The sequence below is a fragment of the Bacillus inaquosorum genome, from assembly GCF_023238325.1.
Classification (GTDB): Bacteria; Bacillota; Bacilli; order Bacillales; family Bacillaceae; genus Bacillus; species Bacillus inaquosorum.
The window spans coordinates 3,072,379-3,092,140 of the sequence record NZ_CP096592.1 but is presented as its reverse complement, the minus strand read 5'-3'; the positions used below and the strand labels follow the sequence as shown (position 1 = coordinate 3,092,140).

General features: G+C 45.8%; 18 protein-coding genes. 16 read left to right on the top strand and 2 right to left on the bottom strand.

Annotation, left to right across the window (positions count from 1 at the left end):
* Positions 1-29: 29 nt before the first annotated feature.
* Positions 30-1,064, bottom strand: a complete 1,035-nt coding sequence (locus tag M1M80_RS15645) for a LacI family DNA-binding transcriptional regulator (RefSeq protein ID WP_060399316.1) — start codon at positions 1,062-1,064, stop codon at positions 30-32.
* A gap of 217 nt (positions 1,065-1,281) precedes the next feature.
* Between M1M80_RS15645 and M1M80_RS15640 the strand changes: the two genes are divergently transcribed.
* The 11 genes from M1M80_RS15640 to M1M80_RS15590 all read left to right on the top strand — a co-directional run bounded on the left by M1M80_RS15640 (position 1,282) and on the right by M1M80_RS15590 (position 12,593).
* The gene (locus M1M80_RS15640; RefSeq protein ID WP_060399315.1) at positions 1,282-2,181 is read left to right on the top strand and encodes a dienelactone hydrolase family protein; all 900 of its coding nucleotides are present in this window, start codon (positions 1,282-1,284) and stop codon (positions 2,179-2,181) included.
* Between the two features lie 55 nt (positions 2,182-2,236).
* Positions 2,237-2,737, top strand: a complete 501-nt coding sequence (locus tag M1M80_RS15635) for a hypothetical protein (RefSeq protein WP_060399314.1) — start codon at positions 2,237-2,239, stop codon at positions 2,735-2,737.
* Between the two features lie 200 nt (positions 2,738-2,937).
* A complete protein-coding gene (gene bioW / locus M1M80_RS15630) occupies positions 2,938-3,714 on the top strand; it encodes a 6-carboxyhexanoate--CoA ligase (RefSeq protein ID WP_060399313.1) in 777 nt (258 codons plus the stop codon).
* The gene (gene bioA, locus M1M80_RS15625) at positions 3,704-5,050 is read left to right on the top strand and encodes an adenosylmethionine--8-amino-7-oxononanoate transaminase (RefSeq protein WP_060399312.1); all 1,347 of its coding nucleotides are present in this window, start codon (positions 3,704-3,706) and stop codon (positions 5,048-5,050) included. The genes bioW and bioA overlap by 11 nt, the downstream gene beginning before the upstream one ends.
* Positions 5,040-6,209 carry an 8-amino-7-oxononanoate synthase gene (gene bioF / locus M1M80_RS15620; protein ID WP_060399311.1) on the top strand — a complete coding sequence of 390 codons (1,170 nt, stop codon included), beginning with the start codon at positions 5,040-5,042 and terminating at the stop codon, positions 6,207-6,209. Before bioA ends, bioF begins: the two co-directional genes overlap by 11 nt.
* Positions 6,206-6,901 (top strand): dethiobiotin synthase, encoded by a 696-nt coding sequence (gene bioD / locus M1M80_RS15615; protein ID WP_060399310.1) that lies wholly within the window; start codon positions 6,206-6,208, stop codon positions 6,899-6,901. Before bioF ends, bioD begins: the two co-directional genes overlap by 4 nt.
* Before the next feature lie 2 nt (positions 6,902-6,903).
* The gene (bioB, locus tag M1M80_RS15610; RefSeq protein WP_060399309.1) at positions 6,904-7,911 is read left to right on the top strand and encodes a biotin synthase BioB; all 1,008 of its coding nucleotides are present in this window, start codon (positions 6,904-6,906) and stop codon (positions 7,909-7,911) included.
* Between the two features lie 68 nt (positions 7,912-7,979).
* Complete coding sequence (bioI, locus tag M1M80_RS15605) at positions 7,980-9,167, top strand: biotin biosynthesis cytochrome P450 (protein ID WP_060399308.1); 1,188 nt, start codon at positions 7,980-7,982, stop codon at positions 9,165-9,167.
* A 76-nt stretch (positions 9,168-9,243) separates the two neighbouring features.
* The gene (locus M1M80_RS15600; protein WP_060399307.1) at positions 9,244-10,005 is read left to right on the top strand and encodes an NAD-dependent epimerase/dehydratase family protein; all 762 of its coding nucleotides are present in this window, start codon (positions 9,244-9,246) and stop codon (positions 10,003-10,005) included.
* Between the two features lie 207 nt (positions 10,006-10,212).
* Positions 10,213-11,073, top strand: coding sequence for a carbohydrate ABC transporter permease (locus tag M1M80_RS15595; RefSeq protein ID WP_080429052.1), 861 nt, complete (start codon positions 10,213-10,215; stop codon positions 11,071-11,073).
* A 23-nt stretch (positions 11,074-11,096) separates the two neighbouring features.
* A complete protein-coding gene (locus M1M80_RS15590; protein WP_060399305.1) occupies positions 11,097-12,593 on the top strand; it encodes an extracellular solute-binding protein in 1,497 nt (498 codons plus the stop codon).
* A 40-nt stretch (positions 12,594-12,633) separates the two neighbouring features.
* Here M1M80_RS15590 and M1M80_RS15585 read toward each other — a convergent pair whose 3' ends face one another.
* Complete coding sequence (locus M1M80_RS15585) at positions 12,634-14,949, bottom strand: helix-turn-helix domain-containing protein (protein WP_060399304.1); 2,316 nt, start codon at positions 14,947-14,949, stop codon at positions 12,634-12,636.
* A gap of 215 nt (positions 14,950-15,164) precedes the next feature.
* Here M1M80_RS15585 and rmgP point away from each other — a divergent pair, with 215 nt between their 5' ends.
* From rmgP to M1M80_RS15560, 5 genes are read left to right on the top strand one after another with little or no spacing between them, the layout of a single operon-like run.
* Positions 15,165-16,130, top strand: coding sequence for a polygalacturonan/rhamnogalacturonan ABC transporter permease (gene rmgP / locus M1M80_RS15580; RefSeq protein WP_019259219.1), 966 nt, complete (start codon positions 15,165-15,167; stop codon positions 16,128-16,130).
* 7 nt (positions 16,131-16,137) lie between these two features.
* Positions 16,138-17,259 carry an unsaturated rhamnogalacturonyl hydrolase gene (rmgQ, locus tag M1M80_RS15575; RefSeq protein WP_134980970.1) on the top strand — a complete coding sequence of 374 codons (1,122 nt, stop codon included), beginning with the start codon at positions 16,138-16,140 and terminating at the stop codon, positions 17,257-17,259.
* Entirely contained in the window at positions 17,256-17,759 is a 504-nt protein-coding gene (locus tag M1M80_RS15570; protein ID WP_080429051.1) for a lipoprotein YteS, read from the top strand. Before rmgQ ends, M1M80_RS15570 begins: the two co-directional genes overlap by 4 nt.
* A gap of 12 nt (positions 17,760-17,771) precedes the next feature.
* A complete protein-coding gene (locus M1M80_RS15565) occupies positions 17,772-19,058 on the top strand; it encodes a Gfo/Idh/MocA family oxidoreductase (RefSeq protein ID WP_003237958.1) in 1,287 nt (428 codons plus the stop codon).
* A 21-nt stretch (positions 19,059-19,079) separates the two neighbouring features.
* The gene (locus M1M80_RS15560) at positions 19,080-19,748 is read left to right on the top strand and encodes a YesL family protein (protein ID WP_060399301.1); all 669 of its coding nucleotides are present in this window, start codon (positions 19,080-19,082) and stop codon (positions 19,746-19,748) included.
* Positions 19,749-19,762: the final 14 nt, after the last annotated feature.

Below are 19,762 nucleotides of genomic sequence, written 5' to 3'. Positions count from 1 at the left end.
TCCTCCTTATCATCGTGATGAATCTTTTCTTATGTCACCTCCTTAGCTGTATATCCGCAGCTTTGTCTCACGATTAATGTTGTGGGCAGGGTGACGCGGTGGGGAAGCGTTCGGCCATTGAGGCGGTCAAGCAGCAGTTTTACGCCTGTACGGCCCATTTCCTCTGTGTACACCTTCACCGTCGTTAAAGGCGTGCTGGCAAATTCAGCTTCTTCAATGCCGTTAAAGCTGACGATCGCCGTATCCTGCGGCACTTGGAGTCCGGCTTCCTGGAGCGCTTTTAATGCGCCGATCGCCATGGAATCGCTGGCGATAAAGAATGCTTCCGGCAGATTGCCTTGATCAATTGCTTTCTTCATCAGGCGATAGCCCTCACGCATGCTGTATTCACCGACCAGCACATGCTCAGGCTGGGGGGCGGCGGACTCCAAAAAGGCGGTCAGCCGTTTGTCTTCAATAGTTCTGCGAATGCTTTGGCCGTCCTTCAGCGTATGCTCTTTTTCTTGTCCGCCAATGTAGCCTAACCGTTTGTAGCCTAGATCGAAAAGGTGATCAATCGCCTGGCGTGAAGCGGATTCAAAATCGATGCCAATCGAATCGTATGCTTGAGGATCGGGAGAATGATTGATAAATACTGCATGCTCCAGCCTTCCGCTGATATGCTTAACCGCTTCATCATGAACACGGCCGATGACAATAACACCATCCAGTTCCCGAAAAATATGCTCTTGAAAGGAACCGAGATGAATCGAATTCGTAATGAAAATTTCTTGTTCAAAGCATTCTTTTTCAATGCCTTTGCGAATCGAAGAAAAATAAGGGTCCTGCCGTTCCTGATCGGGAGACAGGCAGCTCAGCACCCCGATCAGCGGCTGGGCCCGCTGTTTTTGCCCGCGGGCTTTCCGGCGTTTGGCAACCGTTTGATAGCCAAGCTCTTCAGCGATGTTGATGACTCTTTGTCTCGTTTCGCCTGCAACAGAAAGCGACTCATCTTCATTTAAAATTCTGGACACAGTCGCACTTGAAACATTAGCTTTCAAGGCGATATCTTTAATCCTAACCATAGGTATCCCTCTCATCTATTTAGTAAAATATTAACTCATCTGTTTTTGATAAATTGATACTATCATATGAAAGTAAGCGGTTACAATAATTACTTTCAGAATATTTCGTTACATTTACTAAATATTTAGTAAATGATGCGATTTGCATTGGAAAAATAAAGGGGAAACCAGATCCATCTCGTAAATGTGAAGTAAGCGAATAAGGAAGGGTGATGGAATGAGAGCGGAAAGAAGAAAGCAGCTGTTTCAATTGCTTGGAGATTTGCCTGAACGGAGGGAAATCAGTACGGAGATATTGCGTATTGAAGAAAGAGAAGGAAACATCATTGAAACGCTCCTGCTCGATCTAAACGGACATGAAAAGGTGCCTGCTTATTTTGTGAAACCGAAGTCCGCAGAAGGACCGTGTCCAGCCGTATTGTTTCAGCATTCACATGGCGGCCAGTATGACAGGGGGAAAAGTGAACTGATTGAAGGAGCGGATTATTTGAGAGCGCCTTCTTTTTCCCGTGAGCTCACGTCTCTCGGGTACAGTGTACTTGCGATAGATCATTGGGGATTTGGAGATCGGCGGGGAAAAGCGGAAAGCGAGATTTTTAAAGAAATGCTTCTTACCGGAAGAGTGATGTGGGGCATGATGATTTATGACAGTGTAAGAGCGTTAGATTATATGCAGTCTCGGCCTGATGTCCAGCCTGACAGAATCGGAACCATCGGCATGTCTATGGGAGGGTTGATGGCGTGGTGGACAGCGGCGCTCGATGACCGGATTAAGGTGTGCGTGGATTTGTGCAGCCAGGTAGATCATCACGTGCTGATGAAAACACGGAATCTTGATCGGCACGGCTTTTATTATTACGTCCCGTCGCTTGCAAAGCATTTTTCCGCATCGGAGATCCAAAGCATGATCGCGCCGCGTCCGCATCTTAGCCTTGTTGGTGAACACGACCGGTTAACGCCGGCTGAGGGTGTGAACAAAATCGAAAAAGAATTGACAGCTGTGTATGCTGGACAGGGAGCTTCTGAGTGCTATCGGGTGGTCCGTTCCGCTTCGGGGCATTTCGAAACAGCAGTCATGAGGCATGAAGCTGTCCGGTTTTTGCAAAAGTGGCTGTGACTGCCACGGGAAAATTGGCAGAAAGGCGCAGATTTGAGCGAGGGAGGTGGAACCAATGGAAGTACAAGACATATTGGATTGGGCTTTCCGGCGGCATCTCAATCCATTAAGCTGGTATATTCGCCCTCTCTTTTTACTAGTATTGGTTTATGCTGCGTATAAGCGCAGCTGGAAAGGGATCATCATCACTTTTGTATTGATGATGAGCAGTATGGTCTGGTTTCCGGAACCTAAGAAGATTTATCTGCAAATGCAAAAAGTGCTGGAATTTGAGCAAATGCTTTTAAGCAGTCCGATCTCGGCTGTTTTAACAATTGTTTTCATGATTGTTTTGATCGGTTTTATTTTGGCTGCTTTTTGGAAGCGCTCACTTGTATTAGGTGTAATCCTATTGAATGTGACACTTGCTGGGAAGGTGGCCCTGTCTTTATTTTTCACAGGTGAGAATGGCTGGGCACCGTTAGGCAATACGATTTTTGGGCTGATGATGGTAAATGGGATCGGCTTGTTCATCAAGTATCGAAATCGTAAAAAACGCAGAGGGATAGACATCTAAGGGCCAGGACCGTTTTACTGTAAAACGGTCTTTTTGCTCGTTTCAAGAAGCAGCCCAAAAACAAAATGGAGATTTCTTATATTGACAGAATCATATGTGAATAATAATATTCTAATTGTTAACCTTTAATTATAATTGGTTAACAATTAGAATAGGATGTAATACACGTTCTTCAGTTATCAGTGAAAGGGCGAGAAACGATGCAAGAAGAAACATTTTATAGTGTCAGAATGAGGGCTTCTATGAATGGATCTCATGAAGACGGCGGAAAGCATATATCCGGCGGAGAACGGCTTATTCCTTTCCATGAGATGAAACGTACAATCAATGCCTTATTAGAAAAAGGGTTATCCCATTCAAGAGGAAAACCTGATTTTATGCAAATTCAATTTGAAGAGGTACATGAACCGTTAAAAACCATTCAGCCATTGCCTGTGCATACGAATGAAGTGAGCTGCCCGGAAGAGGGACAAAAGCTTGCTCGATTGTTATTGGAAAGAGAAGGCGTTCCGCGAAAAGTGATTGAAAAAGTATATGAACAAATCCCTGAATGGTCGGGTGTCAGGGGAGCTGTGGTGTTTGATATTCACACCGGCAAGCGGTTCGATCAAACAAAAGAAAAAGGGGTGCGTGCCTCCAGAATGGATTGGCCGGACGCCAATTTTGAAAAATGGGCGCTTCACTGTCACGTGCCGGCACATTCAAGAATAAAAGAGGCCCTTGCACTCGCTTCAAAGGTCAGTCAGCACCCGGCAGCCGTTGCAGAATTATGCTGGTCAGATGACCCTGATTACATAACAGGCTACGTTGCGGGTAAGAAAATGGGCTATCAGCGTATTACAGCAATGAAAGAATACGGGACAGAAGAGGGCTGCCGAATCTTTTTTATTGATGGCTCCAAAGATGTAAACACGTACATACATGATCTGGAGAAGCAGCCTATTTTGATAGAGTGGGAGGAAGAGCATGACTTATGATTTGATAGAAAAAAGCAAAAAGCACCTCTGGCTGCCGTTTACCCAAATGAAAGATTATGATGAAAACCCCTTAATCATCGAAAGCGGCACTGGAATCAAAGTCAAAGACATAAACGGCAAGGAATACTATGACGGTTTTTCTTCTGTTTGGCTTAATGTCCACGGGCACCGCAAAAAGGAATTAGATGACGCGATAAAAAAGCAGCTAGGAAAAATTGCGCACTCCACATTATTGGGCATGACCAACGTTCCTGCAACTCAGCTTGCCGAAACATTAATCGACATCAGTCCAACAAAGCTCACGCGAGTCTTTTATTCAGACAGCGGCGCAGAGGCGATGGAAATAGCCTTGAAAATGGCGTTTCAATATTGGAAGAACATTGGAAGACCTGGGAAACAAAAATTTATCGCAATGAAAAATGGGTATCACGGTGATACGATTGGCGCCGTCAGTGTCGGTTCAATTGAACTGTTCCACCACGTATACGGGCCGTTAATGTTTGATAGTTACAAAGCTCCGATTCCTTATGTGTATCGCTCTGAAAGCGGCGATCCTGATGAGTGCCGTGATGAGTGCCTGCGAGAGCTTGAACAGCTTCTCGAGGAACATCATGAGGAAATTGCCGCGCTTTCCATTGAATCAATGGTTCAAGGAGCGTCCGGTATGATCGTGATGCCGGAAGGATATTTGGCAGGCGTGCGCGAGCTTTGTACAACATACGATGTCTTAATGATTGTTGATGAAGTCGCTACAGGCTTTGGCCGTACCGGAAAAATGTTTGCGTGCGAGCACGAGAATGTCCAGCCTGATCTGATGGCTGCCGGTAAAGGCATTACGGGAGGCTATTTGCCAATTGCCGTTACGTTTGCCACTGAAGACATCTATAAGGCATTCTATGATGATTATGAAAACCTAAAAACCTTTTTCCATGGACATTCCTATACAGGAAATCAGCTTGGCTGTGCGGTTGCGCTTGAAAATCTGGCATTATTTGAATCTGAAAACATTGTGGAACAAGTAGCACAAAAAAGTGCAAAACTCCATTGCCTTCTTCAAGACCTGCACACGCTTCCTCATGTTGGGGATATTCGGCAGCTTGGTTTTATGTGCGGCGCGGAGCTCGTTCAGTCAAAGGAAACCAAAAAGGCTTACCCTGCTGATTGGCGGGTTGGATACAAAGTTTCCTTAAAGATGCGAGAGCTTGGCATGCTGACAAGGCCGCTGGGGGACGTGATTGCATTTCTGCCTCCTCTCGCCAGCACAGCTGAAGAGCTCTCGGAAATGGTTGCCATTATGAAACAAGCGATCCAAGAGGTTACCAGTCTTGAAGATTGACGCCTGGTTAAACGAGCGATTAGACAGGGTAAAGGAAGCCGGCGTTTACCGCAACCTGCGGACAATGAATGGGGCTCCGATTCGAGAGAGGAAAATTGATGGCAAGAATCAAACGGTCTGGTCCTCAAACAATTATTTAGGACTCGCTAGCCACAGCCGCTTGATCTCTGCAGCCCAAGAGGCACTGCAGCAATTTGGGGCGGGAAGCAGCGGCTCACGTTTAACGACAGGCAATTCGGTCTGGCATGAAAAGCTTGAAAAAAAGATTGCCGGCTTTAAACGGACAGAAGCGGCTTTACTGTTTTCGAGCGGTTATTTGGCCAATGTCGGTGTCCTTTCATCATTACCAGAAAAAGAAGATGTCATTTTAAGTGATCAACTGAATCATGCAAGTATGATTGACGGCTGCCGTCTGTCTAAGGCTGATACAGTTGTTTATCAGCATATTGATATGGATGATCTTGAAAACAAGCTGAATGAAACACAGCGTTATCAGCGCCGTTTTATCGTTACAGACGGAATATTCAGCATGGATGGCACGATAGCCCCTCTTGATCAGATCATCTCACTTGCCAAACGCTATCATGCTTTCGTAATCGTTGATGATGCCCACGCCACAGGTGTTTTGGGTGAATCAGGAGGAGGAACGAGTGAATACTTTGGTGTTTGTCCTGACATTGTGATCGGCACCTTAAGCAAAGCTGTTGGCACAGAAGGAGGTTTTGCTGCAGGTTCAGCGGTCTTCATCGACTTTTTGCTGAACCATGCAAGAACATTTATCTTTCAAACCGCTATTCCGCCAGCCAGCTGTGCGGCGGCTCACGAGGCTTTCAACATCATTGAAGCCAGCGGGGAAAAACGTCAGCTTTTAATTTCTTATATCAACATGATCAGAACCAGTCTGAAGAACATGGGTTATTTGGTAAAGGGGGATCACACGCCGATTATTCCTGTGGTCATCGGCGATGCCCGTAAAACGGTCACATTTGCTGAAAAGCTGCAGGACAAAGGGATTTATGCCCCTGCCATACGGCCGCCGACCGTACCGCCAGGTGAAAGCCGGATCCGGTTAACCATTACTGCTGACCACAGGGCGAGTGATATTGCTCATTTGCTGACATCATTTCATTCAATTGGAAAGGAGCTGCATATCATTTGAGGGGTTTTTTTGTGACAGGAACAGATACAGAAGTGGGGAAAACGGTTATATCCAGCGGTCTTGCCGCTTTATTGCGAGAACATAACAGAGATGTCGGGGTGTTTAAACCTTTTTTAAGCGGTATTTCTCGTCATCATCCGGAGAGCGACACTAGTCTGCTGAAAGAGACGTCGCAGACGAGTCTTTCTCATGAAGACATTACGCCTTTTGCCTTCAAAGCGCCGCTTGCGCCATACGTTGCAGGAAAGCTGGAGGGAAAGGCTGTCACCATGGAAGAGGTCTTGAGCCATTGGGAGCGGATAAGAGAAAAACATGAAAGCTTCATCGTAGAAGGTGCGGGCGGTATATCTGTGCCGTTGGGAGAGGATTTTTTAGTAAGTCATGTCATAAAAGCGTTGCAGCTTCCCATGATCATTGTGGCACGTCCTCATCTCGGAACAATTAATCATACCTTTTTAACTGTCCAATATGCGAAAAGTATGAGTATTCCAATCGCCGGAATTGTCATCAATGGGATCAGTAATTCTCCTGATGATGATGAAAAAACCAATCCTGAGATGATTGAGCGCTTATGCGGTGTGCCGATTTTAGGGGTTACGCCGAAGCTTGCCAACGTTACGAAAGAAACGGTTCTTCATATGGTAAAAGGCCATATCAATCTATCATTACTGATGAATCAAGTGGGGGTATGAGAATGAATCAATGGATGGAACTCGCAGACCGGGTGCTGGCAGGAGCAGAAGTGACCGACGAAGAGGCGCTTTCGATATTAAACTGTCCAGATGAAGATATTTTGCTTTTGATGCGCGGGGCTTTTCAAATCAGAAAACACTTTTATGGAAAAAAAGTGAAGCTCAATATGATTATGAATGCGAAATCAGGACTCTGTCCGGAAAATTGCGGCTATTGTTCACAGTCTTCAATTTCAAAAGCGCCGATACAGGCTTATCGGATGGTGAATAAGGAAACGCTTCTAGAAGGCGCAAAGCGGGCGCACGATCTGAATATCGGCACATATTGTATCGTGGCAAGCGGCAGGGGACCTTCAAACAGAGAAGTGGATCAGGTCGTAGACGCGGTGCAGGAAATTAAAGAAACGTATGGACTGAAGGTTTGTGCGTGTCTCGGACTGTTAAAGCCGGAGCAGGCGAAGCGGCTGAAAGAAGCCGGGGTAGACCGCTATAATCATAATTTGAATACGTCACAGAGAAACCATTCAAACATCACGACTTCACATACATACGATGACAGGGTCAATACAGTCGAAATCGCAAAAGAATCGGGGCTGTCTCCGTGTTCAGGTGCCATTATCGGGATGAAGGAGACGAAACAAGACGTCATCGATATTGCAAAAAGCTTAAAGGCCCTTGACGCGGATTCCATTCCGGTGAATTTTTTGCATGCGATTGACGGCACGCCATTAGAAGGCGTCAACGAATTAAACCCGCTCTATTGCTTAAAAGTGCTGGCGCTGTTCCGTTTTATCAATCCGTCAAAAGAAATCCGCATTTCTGGAGGAAGAGAGGTCAATCTCCGCTCATTGCAGCCATTAGGGCTTTACGCCGCTAACTCCATTTTTGTCGGAGATTACTTAACAACTGCCGGGCAGGAGGAGACGGAGGACCATAAAATGCTGAATGATTTAGGCTTTGAAGTCGAATCAGTCGAAGAAATGAAGGCCAGTTTAAGTGCGAAAAGCTGAGAGAATCACTAAAAGCAATCGGTGTGATGTCGATTGCTTTTATTTTTGAACAGAAAGGAGAAGATCACATGACAATTGCATTTCCAACTGCATCTTCTGAGTTTTTGAAAAACCCATATCCTTTTTACGAAACATTGCGCGCTATTCATCCTATATATAAAGGGAGTTTCTTGAAATACCCGGGCTGGTATGTCACAGGATATGAAGAAACGGCAGCTATTTTGAAAGATGCCAGATTCAAAGTCCGGACCCCGCTCCCTGAGGCGTCAACCAAATATCAGGACCTTCAACATGTGCAAAGTCAGATGATGCTGTTTCAGAATCAGCCTGATCATAGACGATTGCGGACGCTGGCCAGCGGAGCGTTTACTCCGAGAATGGCAGAGAGTTATCGTCCGTATATCGATGAAACTGTCCATCATTTGCTCGATCAAGTGCAAGGTAAAAAAAAGATGGAGGTGATCTCGGACTTTGCTTTTCCTTTAGCAAGCTTCGTCATAGCTAACATTATAGGTGTACCGGAGGAGGATAGGGAGCAGTTAAAAGAATGGGCTGCGAGTCTCGTTCAAACGATTGATTTTACCCGGTCAAGAAAGGCATTAACAGAGGGTAATCATATCGCTGTACAGGCCACGGCTTATTTTAGAGAGCTGATTCAAAAGCGAAAACGGCATCCGCAACAGGATATGATCAGCATGCTCTTGAAGGGGAAAGAAAAGGATAAGCTGACGGAAGAGGAAGCGGCATCTACATGCATATTACTGGCGATCGCCGGACATGAGACAACCGTCAATCTCATCAGCAATTCAATTCTTTGCCTGCTGCAGCACCCACAACAGCTTTTGAAGCTAAAAGAAAACCCAGATCTTATTGGTACCGCAGTTGAGGAATGTTTACGCTATGAAAGCCCCACGCAAATGACTGCCAGAGTTGCATCAGAAGATATTGACATGAGCGGAGTGACGATCCGTCAAGGAGAACAAGTCTATCTTCTGTTAGGGGCTGCCAATCGAGATCCAAACATATTCGCGCACGCCGATGTCTTCGATATGACCCGAAGCCCTAATCCACACCTTTCATTCGGGCATGGCCATCATGTTTGCCTAGGATCCTCGCTGGCACGATTAGAAGCACAAATTGCGATTCATACCCTTCTGCAGCGAATGCCCGGCCTTAAACTTGCTGATTCTGAATGGCGATACCGGCCGCTTTTTGGCTTTCGGGCGCTTGAAGAGCTGCCGGTGGCTTTTGAATAAACCTAGCATATGAGTGCCAAAAAAAGTGTCAGCCCCGCCGAAAATGGGCAATCTATAAAAAAGGGGAGTGAACACAGTGAAAAAAGTGCTGATCGCCGGCGGAAATGGTGTAATTGGAAGACTGCTGGCTGAAGGGCTTAGATCAGATTATGAAGTGACAGTGCTTGATAAAGATCATTTCAATGACACAGCCTCTTCCATTCAGGCTGACGCGGCAAATTATGATGAGCTGTTAAAGAAGATTCCGAAAGATACTGATGTAATCTTGAATTTACTGGCTGTCAAAATCAAATACGATGTCATGGACGTCGCTGAATTTGAGAAAATGACGGATGTTTTCTATAAGGCAAGCTATTATCTGTGCCGCGCCGCAGCGGAGCTGGGCACTGAAAAGCTCGTGTTCGCCAGCAGCAATCATGTCACAGATGTATACGAAAAAGACGGGCGTTCGCTCTTAGGACGGGAGATCACAACAAGCGATTATCCGCTGTCAAAAAACTTGTACGGTGTATTAAAGCTGACCTCGGAACAGATCGGCCATTTGTTTTATTTGGAAAATAAGCTTTCAGTGATCAATCTTCGCATTGGAACAGTTGTCACTGATGAAATGGATACGCTGCATGAAAAAGAACGGACGAAAAAGACACTGCTTTCTCATCCCGATCTGCTGTCGATTTTCAAAGCCGCTATTGAAACCAATATCCGGTACGGCACTTATTACGCTGTCTCTGACAATCCGGGCCGGCCATGGTCCATTGAATCCGCTGTCAATGAACTTGGGTTTTCACCACAAATCAATACAGCCGAGCTTCTGAATGAGGAAGAGAACGGAGCATAATCATTTTCTAAGATTATGCTCTTTTTCTTTTGTCATCGGTTTTAATCCACGGAAGTCCCCGCCGGGCCGGGGACTCTGTTCAAATGATTATAGACATGGCAATCACAGATTTGCTACATTTTAGACACGATATCGTCACATGCTGCAGCTCGTTCAGAAAAGAATGATAACGCTTACAAAAGAGAGGTGGGAGCTATCGCACATTCATTGAAAAGTCGCCTGTTTGATATTTTGATTTACGGGTTTTTGCTGATGTTCGCTTTAATATGCGTACTTCCGTTTATTCATGTCATCGCAGCATCCTTCGCCACAGTAGAAGAAGTCGTGTCGAAAAAATTCATTTTAATACCGACCACTTTTTCGCTTGATGCTTATCGTTACATTTTTTCAACAGATATTATTTATAAGAGTTTGCTTGTTTCTGTGTTTGTGACAGTGATAGGCACTGCGGTCAGCATGTTTCTTTCTTCACTGATGGCTTACGGATTATCCCGTCGTGATTTAATCGGCAGGCAGCCGCTCATGTTTCTCGTTGTATTTACGATGCTTTTCAGCGGCGGCATGATTCCGACTTTCCTTGTAGTCAAATCACTCGGATTGCTTGATTCTTACTGGGCCCTCATTTTGCCGACAGCCATTAATGCCTTTAACCTAATCATTCTGAAAAACTTTTTTCAAAATATCCCGGCGAGCCTGGAGGAGTCCGCGAAAATTGACGGATGCAATGACCTGGGCATTTTCTTTAAAATTGTGCTGCCGCTGTCACTTCCTGCGATCGCAACGATTTCACTATTTTATGCGGTAACATATTGGAACACGTATATGACGGCGATTTTGTACTTAAATGATTCAGCTAAATGGCCGATTCAGGTGCTTCTGCGCCAAATCGTGATTGTATCAAGCGGGATGCAGGGGGATATGTCAGAAATGGGGTCGGGCAGCCCGCCGCCTGAGCAAACCATTAAAATGGCCGTGATTATGGTGGCGACCATCCCGGTTCTGCTTGTCTATCCTTTTATACAAAAGCATTTTGCAAAAGGAGCTTTGCTGGGATCTGTCAAAGGATAAAGAATACGAAACGGAGGGGTACGATGGGAAACAAATGGAGGGTGTTTTTGATTGTGCTTGCACTTGCATTTGGCGGAGTGCTGGCGGGCTGTAAAGGGGCTGATCAGTCTTCGGCTGAAGGCAAAGCTGACTCGGATTCAAAGGTGAAGCTGTCTTGGATGGCGATTTTGTATCACCAGCAGCCGCCGAAAGACAGGGCGATTAAAGAAATTGAAAAGCTGACAAATACAGAACTGGACATCACCTGGGTTCCGGATGCGGTGAAAGAAGACAGGCTGAATGCGGCGCTTGCAGCCGGCAATCTTCCGCAAATCGTGACCATCCAGGATATTAAAAATTCGTCAGTCATGAATGCCTTCAGATCAGGAATGTTCTGGGAGATTGGCGATTATATCAAAGATTATCCGAACTTAAGCAAAATGAACAAACTCATTAATAAAAACGTAACAATCGACGGTAAGCTCTACGGGATATACAGAGAGCGTCCGCTATCCAGACAGGGCATCGTCATTCGGAAGGACTGGCTCGACAATTTGAATTTGAAAACGCCGGAAACGCTTGATGAACTTTATAAAGTGGCCAAAGCGTTTACGGAGGACGATCCGGACAAGGATGGAAAAGACGATACATTCGGGCTGACAGACCGCAATGACTTAATTTACGGCGCGTTTAAAACGCTCGGCTCGTATGAAGGCATGCCGACAGATTGGAAGGAATCCAACGGCAAATTCACGCCTGATTTCATGACGAAAGAATACAAAGACACAATGAACTATATGAAAAAACTGCGTGACAACGGCTATATGAATAAGGATTTTCCCGTCACAAGCAAAACCCAGCAGCAGGAGCTGTTTTCTCAAGGAAAAGCCGGCATTTATATTGGGAATATGGTAGATGCGGTTAATCTGCGCGACCATGCCTCCGATAAATCGATGAAGCTTGAAATCATCAACCGCATAAAAGGACCAGATGGGAAAGAGCGGGTGTGGGCATCTGGTGGCCATAACGGCTTGTTTGCTTTCCCGAAAACGAGTGTGAAAACGGAAGCTGAGCTTAAAAGGATCTTGGCGTTTTTTGACCGAATTGCCGAAGAAGACGTCTATAGCCTGATGACTTACGGCATTGACGGCGTTCATTACAACAAAGGAGAGGGCAAAACGTTCACACGCAAGGAAAGCCAGGTGAAAGACTGGCAGACTGATATTCAGCCGCTGTCCGCCTTAATCGCCATTGATAAAGCCTACTTAAAAAACACTGGGGATCCGCTTCGCACGGCGTACGAGGAACTGATGGAAGACAATGAAAAGATCATCGTCTCAAACCCTGCTGAAAGCCTGTATTCCGCCGCGGAATCGGAACGGGGAGATGAATTGAAGAAAATCATTGATGACGCGACCTACAAATATATAATAGGTGACATCACAGAAAGCCAGTTTGATAAAGAAGTGGAAAAATGGGAGTCAAGCGGCGGAAAGCAGATAATTCAGGAATACGAAGAAGCGTTTAAACAAACAAAATAACATTGGGAAAACCCAAAACGCGCAAGCAGTTTTGGGTTTTTTACATGCTTCTTTTTTGCTGGCGGTAGTTTCCCGGTGTAATTCCCTCCAGCTTCTTAAATGATCTGATAAAATTTTGCGAGTTTTTGTATTTCAGCTTTTCGGCAATGTCTTTGACCGCTATGTCAGTTTCGGCAAGCCAGCTTTTCGCCATATGGTGGCGGTAGCCGGAGACATATTCGCTGAATGAAATGCCCATTTCTTTTTTGAAAATGCTGCTTAAATAGTTTGGATTGTAATGCAGCCTGCGGGCGATTTCATCCAGTGTCAAATCGGATTCAAACTCGTGGTGGATGATATGAATGATGTTATCGGAAATATTTTTGTACTGTGCATCCGCGCGGGCGTTCACTTTGTCTGTCATCGGATCAATGAACTCATTTTTGAGCCAGTTTTCGGTATCCTCGAACGTTTTCAGCTCGAAAATTTGGTCATACAGCATTTTGTTTTCTTCAAGCTCAAACAATTCGATCCCGAGCACATGCATCAGTTCAATCACATGGTTCAAAAAGCGGGCGATTGCAATTTGAAATTGGTACGGGTTGGTATTTTGGGTGAAGATGGATTGTAAAATCGCGTGCAGGCATTTGTCCGCTTTCTCCTTGTCCCCCGCTTTGACGGCATCGAACAGCTCATGCTGAAGCTGCTTTGGAAAATGGGTTTTGAAGGTTTTCTTCTGATCAAGGTCTTCGTAAAAGATAATCGATTTGTTTTCCGCTTTGAGCCGGTATTTCAACGCTTCTGAGCCTTCTGCATAGGCTGTTTTTGCCTTTGCCAGCGCATCAAACGGCTGGCTGATGCCGATGCTGACAGACAGCTGCAGCTCAGCTTCCGCTTTTTCCTGAATCATCCGCGCAGTCTCATTCAGCTCAGCCATGAATGCTTCCTTCGTCCCGTTCTGGTTGATCAAAATGGTTGCCTGCTGTTTATCCACGACGGCGGGGGCAAGATGCTTGTCCGCCGGGATGTTGCGCTCAATCAGGCTGTTGACGGCAAACAAAAGCAGATCCATATCTTTTTTCTCATAAGGCGTATGATTCAGCGTATCAATTTGAAGCACAAGCAGGGCGAGATGCCGCCAATTTTGCTCTAAACCGAGGCTTTCAAAGCGGTTATAAACCTCTTCATCCGTCAGTTTTCCAAGCATGAGCCTGACCATAAAATATTGCTGTAAATGAGTCGCCTGCTGTTTCATCGTTTCTTCAAGGTCGTCATTTCTGTCTTTCAGCTGCTTAAAGCTCTGTTCAATTAACTCAAACTCATTTTGAGGCGGCTGTTTCTCTTGTATGGCACCGTGTCTTGCGAATGATTCGTAAAGCACTTTGATCGGCTTGTAAAAATGGCGGGAGCCAAGCCAGGAGAACAATAATGAAAGCGTTAACAAAATAAAGCATACTGTAAAGGTGATCCAGCCGATTGATTTTGCTTCTTTTTTTAATTCAGGCAAGGAAACGAGAGAAAAATAAGTCCATGTGTTATAGTCTGATTTTTGATAGGTGACTTTATATTGAATCCGGTCTATGACTGTTTCAAACTGTCCGCTTTTGGCGGTCTGCGCCAGCATTTTTTGGACAAAGTCGTCGTTTGGAAGAGATTCACCGATGTCAGACATGTTGTTATGCAGGATGATGCGGCCTTTTTCATCAATGATAAACAGGTTGTTGGCATTTGAATAGTCAGGCATATTTTTGACCAGCGAACAGCTCGGGATGCTTGCGGCGGCCAATCCCTTTGTATTTGTGCTGTTTAAAGGAAGCTGTTTAATCAAATTGATATTGTAGCGGCAGTTGTCTGATGTGCCTTCTTTTGTCGAAATCAAATGATTGTTTTCCTCAAGCATCCAATACGAGCGGCTCGCTTTGTGTTGCGTGTACGCTGCGGCTGCTTCATGAAGAGAGTCTGTATTTAAGCGGTACAAGCCGGAATTGTTCATGTACCATTTTTTCATATAACTGACTAGCGTCATGTTAGACAGGTCGGTATCAAAGCTTTGCAGATAGTTGAGCTCTTGGTTCACTTGGTTATAGATTTGAAATTGGTCAGAGTGCAAAGGCTCGGACAGTGTGCGAAGGAGAGGCGGCGAACTCACATAGTGGGTTAAAGAGTGATCGACGGTTTTCAAGATATGCTCGATGCTTTGCTGGGTCTGTTGAAGTGTGTCGAGTTTTTCCTCCGAAACGTTGGAGATAGCCGTTTTCTGAGAGTGCTCGTACGAAAACAATCCGACCAGAATGACCGGAATGGTGCTGAGCAGACAGAAAAACGTGATCAGTTTGTAATAAAACTTGTATTGGCTTCTTTTCATAAAACCCCCCATTTCATAACATCCACTTCACCTTAATACAATTAATCCAAAGATTGATAGATATTGTCAATAATCATTTTCTAATATCGGTGTCTTTTTTTCAGGTGGAATGGCTGAACCCTTGATCATAAAGGGATAAGGCAGGATGTGATCATATGATTGTAGACGGACTTTTGCCTGCTGCGCTACAGTGAATGCAAGAACCCGTGAAAGGAGGCTTGGAAAAGATGAAAACAGCAGAAGCGCAAGCGCCGGCTGTTGATGCAGTCATTTTTAAAAAAGAAAAAAGAAAGCGCTTACTAAGCAAGCTGATCCAGCAGAAATATTTGTACTTGATGATTTTGCCGGGGTGTATTTATTTTTTGCTTTTTAAATATGTCCCGATGTGGGGAATTGTGATTGCGTTTCAGGATTATCAGCCGTTTCTCGGCATTTTGGGCAGTGAATGGGTCGGGCTGAAGCATTTTATCAGGCTGTTTACTGAACCTACATTTTTTCTCCTGTTAAAAAACACGCTCGTGTTATTTGCTTTGAACCTGGTCATATTTTTCCCGGTGCCGATTTTGCTGGCGCTTCTATTAAACGAAGTGCGGATCGCTCTCTTTAAAAAATTTGTTCAGACGCTGATTTATATCCCGCATTTTATGTCTTGGGTTATTGTTGTATCGCTTTCGTTTGTGCTTTTAACAGTAGACGGAGGTTTGATTAATGAACTGATTGTGTTTTTTGGCGGCGAAAAAATCAACTTTCTGCTGAACGAAGAATGGTTCCGGCCCCTGTATATACTGCAGGTCATCTGGAGGGAAGCGGGCTGGTCGACGATCATTTATCTGGCAGCCATTACAGCGGTTGACCCCCAGCTGTATGAAGCGGCGAAAATGGACGGAGCGGGACGGCTGCGGCAAATGTGGCATATTACGCTGCCCGCCATTAAAAGTGTTATTGTCGTTTTGCTGATTTTAAAAATCGGAGACACGCTGGAGCTTGGCTTCGAGCATGTGTATTTGCTGTTAAACGCGACAAACAGGGAAGTGGCGGAAATTTTTGATACGTACGTTTACACTGCAGGGCTGAAACAGGGCCAGTTCAGCTACAGTACAGCGGTCGGCGTATTTAAAGCGGCGGTCGGGCTGATTTTGGTCATGCTTGCGAATCGTTTGGCGAAGAAATTTGGCGAGGAAGGAATCTATTAAGAAAGGGATGGGATCAATGGATCAATCAATCGCTGTAAAATCGCCTCTTACGTACGCGGAGGCATTGGCAAAAACCATTATGAACACGTACACAGTGGAGGAGCTGCCGCCTGCAAACCGCTGGCACTACCATCAGGGTGTTTTCTTATGCGGTGTATTGCGGCTGTGGGAAGCAACCGGGCAAAAGCGGTATTTCGAGTATGCAAAGGCCTATGCAGATCTCTTAATTGATGATTATGGCAATCTATTATTCAGAAGAGATGAGCTGGACGCCATTCAAGCGGGTCTTATTCTTTTTCCATTATACGAGCATACGAAGGATGAACGGTATGTAAACGCGGCAAAAAGGCTGCGCGGTTTATATGGAACGCTGAACCGGACGTCTGAACAGGGGTTTTGGCATAAGGACGGCTATCCTTATCAAATGTGGCTTGACGGCTTATACATGGGCGGGCCGTTCGCACTGAAATATGCGAATCTGAAGCAGGAGCCGGAACTGTTTGATCAGGTCGTGCTGCAGGAGTCGCTGATGAGAAAGCATACGAAGGATTCAAAAACCGGACTCTTTTATCACGCTTGGGATGAAGCGAAAAAAATGCCTTGGGCCAATGAAGAGACAGGCTGTTCTCCGGAATTCTGGGCGCGTTCCATCGGGTGGTACGTCATGTCTCTTGCTGACATGATTGAAGAGCTGCCGAAGAAGCATCCAAACCGTCACGTGTGGAAAAAAACGCTGCAGGACATGATTGAAAGCATCTGCCGCTATCAAGACAAGGAGACGGGGTTATGGTACCAGATCGTTGATAAGGGCGACAGGTCCGATAACTGGCTGGAAAGCTCAGGATCCTGTCTGTACATGTACGCAATCGCAAAAGGAATCAATAAAGGACATCTAGACAGAGCTTACGAAACAACACTGTTAAAAGCGTATCAAGGCTTGATTCAGCATAAAACCGAAACGGCAGAAGACGGTGCGTTTCTCGTCAAAGATATATGTGTCGGAACGTCAGCCGGTTTCTATGACTATTATGTCAGCCGCGAAAGAAGCACAAACGATCTGCACGGGGCCGGTGCGTTTATTTTGGCTATGACAGAGCTGGAGACTCTTTTTAGGTCAGCAGAGAAATGATGACAGGTATACGTACGGCTTTGTGTGTGATTGTCTCAGTCCTCTTTTTGGCATCATGCTCAAGCAGGCCGGACGGAATGCATGTCATCCTCTTTTCTGATATGCGGGCAGGCGTACAGGAAAAAATAAAAGAGGCCGCAAAGCAGAAGGCCGGGAAGGTGGATATCTTTCCAGCCTATCCGGAAAAACTGCTGACTGAAATCACCGCTCATGAGGGAGATGTCTTCATCGTGCCTGAAGACATGTTTCAAGCTTACGATGATCCGGAAAATTTTCAGCCGTTAGACGAATTGCCATTGGACAAAACATCTCCTTATACAGCTGTTGATCAAAAAACGGGAGAAAAAACAGTCTATGCCGTTCAGATTGAAAAAGGGGGAAAACAGCTGAACGGCTATTCTTTTCGATTGAATCGCAATATGGCGGCGTTTATCCCTGTGTACGCTACAAAAACAGAGGAAGCGCTGCAGCTGATTTCTCAACTAACTGAAGTCCGATAGAGGTGAGGACCATTGAAAAACATCGTCATTTGCGGATTGAGCAGCAGAGCTCTCAGTATGTTTATCAAACCGCTGATGGAGCGGTTTTCAGCACATTATCAGATTACGGGATTGCTGGATGCCGATCCAAAACGTTTTGCCGTTTGCAAAAAGAAGTTTCCCGAGCTTTCCCGCGTGCCGGAGTTTAACGAAGACGCTTTTGATGAAATGATGCGCGTTTCAAAGCCTGATATCGTCATTGTGACAGGCAGGGATGACACACATGTCACATATATCTTAAGAAGCCTTCAGTGGGATACGGATGTGATTACAGAAAAACCAATGGTGACGACGGTGCAGGATGCGAATCGGGTGCTTGGGGCGGAGGCGAAAAGCAAAGGGAAAGTCATCGTCGCGTTTAACTACCGCTACAGCCCGTTTCATCGGAAAATTAAAGAAATGATTCTGGACGGAAAAATAGGCAGGGTAACCTCTGTTGATTTGAATTGGTATATTGATACGTATCACGGCGCCAGCTATTTTAAACGCTGGAACCGATCGAGGCCATTTTCAGGCGGTCTTTCTGTCCATAAATCAACACATCACTTTGACCTCGTCAATTGGTGGCTCGGGCAAAATCCGGCGGAGGTATTTGCTTATGGCGCACTGAATTACTATGGGCCGGACAGTGAGTGGAACCCGCTGCCGGAAGAAGACGGGCGTTTTTGCGGGACGTGCCGGGTTAAAGAAAAATGCCATTACTATTCAAGATGGCATCCCCGCTCCTCCACAGCTTCTGTAAAAGATGATCATCTCCAAGCGGGAGACCAGTCCAGCTTGTATACTGCATACAGGCCAGACGCGTGTATTTTTGACGAGGAGATTGACATCGAGGATACGTACGTGGCGGCGGTCAAATATGACGGCGGCGCGCTTTTAAGCTACTCGATCATATTCTCCGCCCCGTATGAAGGCTACCGGCTGACGATCAACGGCACAAAAGGGCGTATCGAATCAAATGAATTTCACGAGCCTTCCAGAATTCCGTTTGCTTTTCCTGAGCAGACAATTGAATACTATCCGCTCTTTGAATCAAAGCAGACCATACAAGTGGTCAAAAACGAGGGCGGACACGGCGGAGGCGATCCGCTTTTGCTTGAAGATCTTTTTTTAGGAAAAGATCCGCTGCGCCGCTATGACATTTTAGCCGGGGCTGAAGCAGGAGCCTACTCCATCGCGGTGGGTGAGGGGATGTGGCGCTCGGTTGCCGAAAAGAAGCCGATCGACATTAAGAGGCTTTTTCAGATGCAAAATGCATAATGCAGAAAAGGAGGGGCCGCCGTGGAGCATGATGGTTCAATGGGGCGGGTGCTGCGCTTTTGCGAGTGGGTCATGAGATTTGCGTATACAAACTTGCTTTGGCTGTTTTTTACGATGATCGGTCTCGGGGTGTTCGGCATCATGCCCGCGACCGCAGCTTTATTCGCTGTCATGCGGAAATGGATCCAGGGGCAGGACAACGTTCCTGTGCTGCAGACTTTTTGGCGGGAATACAAGGCTGAATTTCTCCGTTCTAATCTGATCGGCGCTGTACTGGCGGTTATCGGATTGATCATTTATATCGATTTGGCCTTTATTTATCCGAGTCATTTCCTTCTGCATGTCCTTCGCTTTGCCATTATGATATTTGGATTTTTGTTCATATCCATGCTTTTTTATGTATTTCCTTTGCTTGTCCATTTTGATTGGAAAAAACGTTTGTATGTGAAGTTTTCGCTCTTGCTCAGTGTGGCGTATTTGCAATATACGCTCGTCATGCTTGCGCTGACTGTCGCTCTCTTTTTCCTGCTTGCGTACCTGCCCGGCATTGTCCCTTTTTTCAGCGTCAGCCTGATCAGCTACTGCCATATGCGAATGGTTTATGCCGTGCTGCTGAAAGTGGAGCAGCAAGACGGCGGGCCGCAGAGGAAACACCAGACACGGGAAGCTTTTTATCCGGAGACGAGGTGATCCTGATTTCTCTA

Coding starts and splice junctions, on each gene's coding strand:
- M1M80_RS15635 (WP_060399314.1), top strand. CDS start 2,237: ATGGAAGTACAAGACATATTGGATTGGGCTTTCCGGCGGCATCTCAAT.
- rmgQ (WP_134980970.1), top strand. CDS start 16,138: ATGGGATCAATGGATCAATCAATCGCTGTAAAATCGCCTCTTACGTAC.
- rmgP (WP_019259219.1), top strand. CDS start 15,165: ATGAAAACAGCAGAAGCGCAAGCGCCGGCTGTTGATGCAGTCATTTTT.
- M1M80_RS15585 (WP_060399304.1), bottom strand. CDS start 14,949: ATGGGGGGTTTTATGAAAAGAAGCCAATACAAGTTTTATTACAAACTG.
- M1M80_RS15570 (WP_080429051.1), top strand. CDS start 17,256: ATGATGACAGGTATACGTACGGCTTTGTGTGTGATTGTCTCAGTCCTC.
- bioA (WP_060399312.1), top strand. CDS start 3,704: ATGACTTATGATTTGATAGAAAAAAGCAAAAAGCACCTCTGGCTGCCG.
- M1M80_RS15645 (WP_060399316.1), bottom strand. CDS start 1,064: ATGGTTAGGATTAAAGATATCGCCTTGAAAGCTAATGTTTCAAGTGCG.
- bioB (WP_060399309.1), top strand. CDS start 6,904: ATGAATCAATGGATGGAACTCGCAGACCGGGTGCTGGCAGGAGCAGAA.
- M1M80_RS15640 (WP_060399315.1), top strand. CDS start 1,282: ATGAGAGCGGAAAGAAGAAAGCAGCTGTTTCAATTGCTTGGAGATTTG.
- M1M80_RS15590 (WP_060399305.1), top strand. CDS start 11,097: ATGGGAAACAAATGGAGGGTGTTTTTGATTGTGCTTGCACTTGCATTT.
- bioI (WP_060399308.1), top strand. CDS start 7,980: ATGACAATTGCATTTCCAACTGCATCTTCTGAGTTTTTGAAAAACCCA.
- bioW (WP_060399313.1), top strand. CDS start 2,938: ATGCAAGAAGAAACATTTTATAGTGTCAGAATGAGGGCTTCTATGAAT.